The organism is Arthrobacter sp. SO3 (assembly GCF_020532825.1).
Lineage (GTDB): Bacteria > Actinomycetota > Actinomycetes > Actinomycetales > Micrococcaceae > Arthrobacter.
Window position 1 is genome coordinate 1 of sequence record NZ_MQTS01000145.1, and the last position, 6,146, is coordinate 6,146.

The following is a 6,146-nucleotide window of genomic DNA, read 5'->3' on the forward strand; positions in this document are numbered from 1 at the left end:
GCGCTCTTTGGCAGGAAACCAGCCACCAACTCGGCAGGATTTCCAAGCTGAAACGGCCTACGAATAGTCGATCACACACAAGTGTCCGGCAATAGCCTGGCTGGCCAACAAAATCTTCATACCGCGGCTCCAACGCTGTACTGAGCTTCCGCCCCCGAACCGGTAATCCGCTGCGGGGCGCCCCATTCCAGACTTTAGGCCCGTTCAGTCCCGGTCTCAACGTTTTCCGGCAGCACCCTTTTCAGACCAGCTGCGGGTGGTCTTTCCGGCGCGGGATTTGGTCAAGCGTTGAGGTCGGTCAGGCCTCGACTTTGGTCAGCGGGGCGTAGCGGAGCAGGAGGCGCTTCTCGCCGACGCTGAACTTCACCTTCGCCACCGTTTTGTCCCCCGCACCCTCAACGGCCAGCACGGTGCCGTTGCCGAAGCTGGTGTGGTTGACCTTGTCGCCCACACTGACGGCGACGACCTCTTTCTGCGGCTGCACCCGGTTCTTGGCGATGGCCGCCGGAACATCGGCGTTGAAGCCGGCCGAGGGGCTGGCCTCGGTGCCGCGCGCGGTGCCGGCTCCCCAGAAGGATCCACCGTAGCGGCTCGAACCGATGGAGGCGCCGTTCCCCCAGCCGCCGGCCTGGCGGGTGGAGCCTTCGCGCTTCCATTCCACCAGCTCGGCCGGGATTTCCTCGATGAACTGGCTGGCGGGGTTGTACTGGCTCTGGCCCCACATGCTGCGGACTTCGGAGCGGGTCAGGTACAGGCGCTTCCGTGCCCGGGTCAGGCCGACATAGGCGAGCCGGCGTTCCTCGGCCAGTTCCTTGGGGTCGGTGGCGGAGCGCTGGTGCGGGAACAGCCCGTGCTCCATGCCGGTCAGGAACACCACCGGGAATTCCAGCCCCTTGGCGGTGTGCAGGGTCATCAGGGTGACGACGCCGAGCCGCTTGGCTTCGGCAACGGCGGCGGCCATCTGGTCGGCGGAGCCCGCCGGGGCGTCCGGGATCTGGTCGGCGTCGGCCACGAGGGAGACGCCTTCCAGGAAGGCGCCGAGCGACCCCTCGGGGTTGTCGCGCTCGTATTCGCGCACGACGGCGACGAGTTCCGCGAGGTTCTCCACCCGGGACTCGTCCTGCGGATCGCTGCTGGAGCGGAGGGTCGCGAGGTAGCCGGTCTGTTCCAGGACGGCCTCCAGGGCGGCCGCGGCGCCGGAGCCGGAGGCCACTTCGGCGAGGTCGTCGAGGAGTTTCACGAAGCCCTGGACCGCGTTGACGGACCGGGTGGCCATGCCGGGGGCCTCATCGGCGCGGCGGGCCGCGGCCATAAACGAGATCCGGTCGCGCTGGGCGAGGGAGGCCACAGCACCCTCGGCCCGGTCGCCGATGCCGCGTTTGGGCTCGTTCAGGATGCGGCGCAGGTTGACGTCGTCGTCCGGGTTGACGAGGACCCGCAGGTAGGCGAGCGCGTCCTTGATTTCCTTCCGCTCGTAGAAGCGGGTGCCGCCGACCACCTTGTACGGGAGTCCGACGCGGACCAGGACGTCCTCGATCGAGCGGGACTGCGCGTTGGTGCGGTAGAAGATGGCGACGTCGCCGGGGCGGAGGTCGCCCTCGTCCTGCAGCCGGTCGATTTCCTTGGCGATGAACTGCGCTTCGTCGTGTTCGTTTTCGCCGACGTAGCCGACGATCTTCTCGCCGTCGCCCTCCGCCGTCCACAGCCGCTTCTCGGGCCGGTTGGGGTTGCGGGAGATCACCGAGTTGGCGGCGCTGAGGATGGTCTGGGTGGAGCGGTAGTTCTGCTCGAGCTTAATGGTGCGGGCGTCCGGGTAGTCCTTCTCGAACTCCACGATGTTGCGGATGTCGGCGCCGCGGAAGGCGTAGATGGACTGGTCCGAGTCTCCGACGACGGTCAGTTCGGCGGCGCCGGGGCCCTCGCCGACGATCTCCCGGACGAGGGCGTACTGGGCGTGGTTGGTGTCCTGGTACTCGTCGACGAGGACGTGCCGGAAGCGGCGCCGGTAGGACTCGGCGAGCGCGGGGAAGGCGCGGAACATGTAGACCGTCTCCGCGATCAGGTCATCGAAGTCCATGGCGTTGGCCTGGCGCAGCCGCTGCGTGTAGCCCTTGAAGACCTCGGCGACGGCCTGTTCGAAGGGGTCGTTGTGGTTGGCGCTGGAGGAGTAGCTGTCCGCGTCGATCAGTTCGTTCTTGAGCGCCGAAATCTTGTGCTGGATTGCCTTGGGGGCGAATCGCTTCGGGTCGAGGTCCAGGTTCTTGGCCACGAGCGTGATGAGACGCAGCGAGTCGGCCGAATCGTAGATGGAGAAGTTGGAGTTCAGGCCGACATTCTTGGCTTCGCGGCGCAGGATCCGGACGCAGGAGGAGTGGAAGGTGGAGACCCACATGGTCTTGGCCCGGCCTCCGACCAGGGCCTCCACCCGCTCCCGCATTTCGGCGGCAGCCTTGTTGGTGAAGGTGATGGCCAGGATCTCGCCGTGGTGCGCGCGCCGGGTGGCGATCAGGTAGGCGATCCGGTTGCTCAGAACGCGGGTCTTGCCCGAGCCGGCGCCGGCAACAATGAGCAGGGCGCCGCCGGCGTGCTTGACGGCGTCTTCCTGCTGCGGGTTCAGCCCTTCGAGGAGCTCGGCCGGGCCCGGGAGCGGGGCGTGGTCCCGTTCCCCGGCAGGGTTGTCCGTGTGGACGCGGCCGGAGCCGCCGCCCGGGGCGGAATCCAGCGCCGTCAGCCCGTTGCCAGCAGGCGTTTTCGTGCGCGCCCCCGTCTTGGAGGCAGCTGGGAAAGGTCCGTCGGCGTAGGGGTCAAACAACATATCCATGGTGTTAACAAGTCTAGGCGGTGCCGCTGACAGTCAGGTCCGCCCCTCGGGACATGCCCTCCCCTGCCCGCAGCCACTGGACATAATGCCCATATGTCCACGCCCCGCGGCCAACAATGGGCATGTCCCCCGGCGCGGGGCTGTTGGGCGCCCGGACCTATCCCGGATCTCCCGGAATCTATCCCGCGGAGCCGGATTCGAGGGCGGCGCGGAGTTCGCGGACCGCCGTCGCACCTCCGGCGACGTACCAGTCCAGTCCGTTGACCCGGACGACGTCGGCCGCGCCGCCGGCCGCTAGGACAATCGCTTGGCCCGGCAGCCAGTCCCATTCCGGGCAACTGTGCTGGAACCAGCAGCCCAGTTCGCCGTCGGCCACCCTGCTGAGGTCGCAGGAGCCCGAGCCAAACATGCGCAGCGCGGCAGCGGAGGTCGCGGCGGCGTGCCAGGGCATCGCGCACATCGGGTCGGCGAGCCAGGTGGGGTGGATATACGTGGCGGCCCCGAGTTCGGACAACGGGGTGTCGGAACGGCCGGGGCCCGGGACTGCGCCCGGAAGGAAGGTGTTCAGCCGTTCGCCGTTGAGGGTTGCAGGCCGGGCAGTTCCGCCGAGCCAGAGCTTGTCCTCCTCGGGCTGGAAGATTGCGCCGAGCACCACCCCGGAAGAGTCCTTGAGGGCAATGGCGGAGCACCAGTAGGTGGAGCCGTGCAGGAAGTTGTACGTCCCGTCGACCGGGTCAATAACCCAGGTCCTGCCGCTGGCGCCTGCCACCGAGGCACCCTCTTCGCCGAGGATGCCGTCGTCGGGCCGGCAGCGCTGGAGCTGTTCCAGCACATAAGCCTCGGCGGCGTGGTCCGCGGCCGTGACGACGTCGGATACCGATGTCTTCTGCTGGCCCTCCAGCCCGCCCTGCCGCATGAGGAGGGCCAGGGTCCCGGCCTCGCGCACGAGCGCCTCGGCGAGCTGATAGTCGTCCAGGGCGGGGTTGAGTTCAGCGGTGCTGTGCCGGCCGAGCCGGTGCTTTCCTAGTTCAGTCACGCGCTCCAGCCTATCGGCGCCCGCCGGCAGTGAACAGACGGCGGGCGGGCGGCGCGGCCCGCGCAACGGCTGGCGTCCAACTGCCCAGGCGCCGGGCGATAATGGACCATGGCCAAGACACCCGCACAGCGGATAAAGAAGCACGGCGCCAACGCGGCCGTCCCCCAGCACCATCTGCCGTCGGTGATCAACCCAAGCACCAGCCGGACCCCGAAGAAGGCGCAGAACAACGGCAACCTGATCTTGATTGCCGGTGTCGTGACGAGCCTGTTCCTGTTCTGGTACCTCCACCTGCTCACCCTGAACCAGCTCACCCAGCTGAGCGGCGGCGCGGCCATGCCGGACTCGCTGGTCGGGGGCTTCGATCCAGGCTTCGTGGAGCGGTTGCGTGCGGCGATGGACGAGGATGCCCGCGGGCAGCTCAACTACATCCACAAAACTGCCGGCACGCTCTTTCCCCTGATCTTCGGCTTCACCTGGCTGTTGCTCATTGGCACGAATGTCGCACGGAAGGGACTGCGCTGGGCGCTGTGGGCCGTACCACTGCTGTTCGCGGCCGTTCGGTTGTGGGGCAATGCGGTCATCGACTCGATGATGTCCGCCGACGCGGTCGACGCCGGCCAGGTCGCCCTCGCATCGGGCCTTACCGTCGCCGGCTGGGTGCTGTTGGTGATGAGCCTGGTGGCCGGAGGCGTCGCGGTGTTCCTGGGCCGCAAGCCTGCCTCGGCCACCCCTCCCACCGCGGGACATGCCCAGTCCTAAGCACAATGACTGGGCATAGTCCCACCATGTCCATCCGTGGCGGTTCCCGGAGGGCATGTCCATCCCGGGGGGCGATGCAGACGGGGCCAGCGTCAGCCGGCAGGGCTTATGCCTCGGCCGCCAAGTACTCCCGGGCCTGGTCCGCACGCTGGTGTGCGCCCGCCATCTCGAAGTGATCCGCCGCCTTCAGAAGTTGCTCCTGGGCGGCAGAATGGTCTCCTAACGCGGCTCTGGCCCTTCCCAGCAGCAGGCATGCCTCGCCAAGAATCTGGGGCCCCGTATTGTCCACCTCAACGCAGATGCCTTCAAGTATCTGGATCGCTGCCTCTACCTCGCCTGCCAGGAACTTCCAGTGCCCGCGGTTGAGCCTCAGCAGCAGCAAGTCGCTAACGCTTCCGCCGATGACGTCAGTAGCCAGCTCCGCCCGTTCGATACAGCGCAAGGTATCGGCGTCTGCGATGTCCGCCGCGAGCCGCATAGCTGCCGATGCCTTATTGAACTTTGCCCATACATCGAGATTTCTTGCTGGCGAAAAAGTTGCGGCCGCTAGCTCGTGATATTCGAGACCCTCAGGGACCTTGTTGCACAGGAACGCAACATTGCCGATTACCCAGTAAACCTTGCCGATCAACTGGTCATCGACCTCGGTAGAAACCGCGCCGGCCAGGCTAAGACATTCGGCCCAGGCTTCATCCAGCCTTCCACTATCTGCCAGGGCGGCGATTAGGGCTTGGCGCGCCTTGACGTGGATCTCGACGTCCTCTTCCGTCGCCAGCTCGGACGCTGCACGGGCGGCTTCGGCCGCCTCTTCCAGCAAGCCAGCACCTTGCCTGGCCTTGGCTACCACGATGTACGTCAGCGCTTTGGCCTGCGGTTCCATCGTGGAGTAAGGACCTCCCAGCAGGTCCGAGGCGAGTGCTGCGCAGGCCTCAAATTCCTCCGCGTCCAGGAGATTCTCGGCCTGAACGAACGTCATGTTCCACCATGACTCGAGATCCCCTTCGTCACGGGCAATTTCGGCAGCTTCGTGTGCGCTGCAGGCTGCCTGAACGAAAGCGTGGTTGGTCCGGTGCTCGTATGCGCGCAATTCAGCGGCGGCGTATAAGGGCGAAACGGAGTGCAATGGCATGACTCCATTATCCGTTGCCGGAGAAGCAGATTGGGACACGCCACAAAAGCAGGAGCCACGCATTTTTCACGCAGGAAAGGCTCAACTTCGCGCGGATAACATAGTTTTCTACGTGCTGTCGACATTTTAGCCCTGCGGAGTGTCTAATGCCTCTATACTGAACTCGCATCACATGAGTCTCATCAGCCTCTTACGTATCAGGAGCCCTCCATGAAGAAAATCCTCGCAACGCTCCTCGTCACCGGAGCCATCGCAGCCGCGGGCCTGTCCGCTGGCGCCGCAATCTCAGCAAGCGGCGACAACTCCGGTCAGGGCTCAATCTCGGCCGTGTACTGGTGGCCGAATTCCACTCCCAAGTACTAAGGGAGACGGACGGAACGGCGGGTACCGGAAGGAGA

Annotated in this window: 5 protein-coding genes; 2 read left to right on the forward strand and 3 right to left on the reverse strand. The window is 66.0% G+C overall.

Translation table 11 applies throughout. The annotated features are described in order from the left end of the window. Positions 1–298: 298 nt before the first annotated feature. Together pcrA and BJQ90_RS13750 are read right to left on the reverse strand one after the other, a co-directional pair. Entirely contained in the window at positions 299–2,815 is a 2,517-nt protein-coding gene (gene pcrA, locus BJQ90_RS13745; RefSeq protein WP_413463684.1) for a DNA helicase PcrA, read from the reverse strand. Between the two features lie 184 nt (positions 2,816–2,999). Next, positions 3,000–3,857, reverse strand: coding sequence for an inositol monophosphatase family protein (locus tag BJQ90_RS13750; protein WP_226760813.1), 858 nt, complete (start codon positions 3,855–3,857; stop codon positions 3,000–3,002). Between the two features lie 108 nt (positions 3,858–3,965). Between BJQ90_RS13750 and BJQ90_RS13755 the strand changes: the two genes are divergently transcribed. Continuing rightward, complete coding sequence (locus BJQ90_RS13755; RefSeq protein WP_226760814.1) at positions 3,966–4,619, forward strand: hypothetical protein; 654 nt, start codon at positions 3,966–3,968, stop codon at positions 4,617–4,619. Between the two features lie 106 nt (positions 4,620–4,725). Here BJQ90_RS13755 and BJQ90_RS13760 read toward each other — a convergent pair whose 3' ends face one another. Next, on the reverse strand, positions 4,726–5,748 hold the full coding sequence (locus BJQ90_RS13760; protein WP_226760815.1) for a hypothetical protein: 1,023 nt from the start codon (positions 5,746–5,748) through the stop codon (positions 4,726–4,728). 210 nt (positions 5,749–5,958) lie between these two features. Between BJQ90_RS13760 and BJQ90_RS13765 the strand changes: the two genes are divergently transcribed. After that, entirely contained in the window at positions 5,959–6,111 is a 153-nt protein-coding gene (locus BJQ90_RS13765; protein WP_226760816.1) for a hypothetical protein, read from the forward strand. The last annotated feature ends 35 nt before the right edge of the window (positions 6,112–6,146 follow it).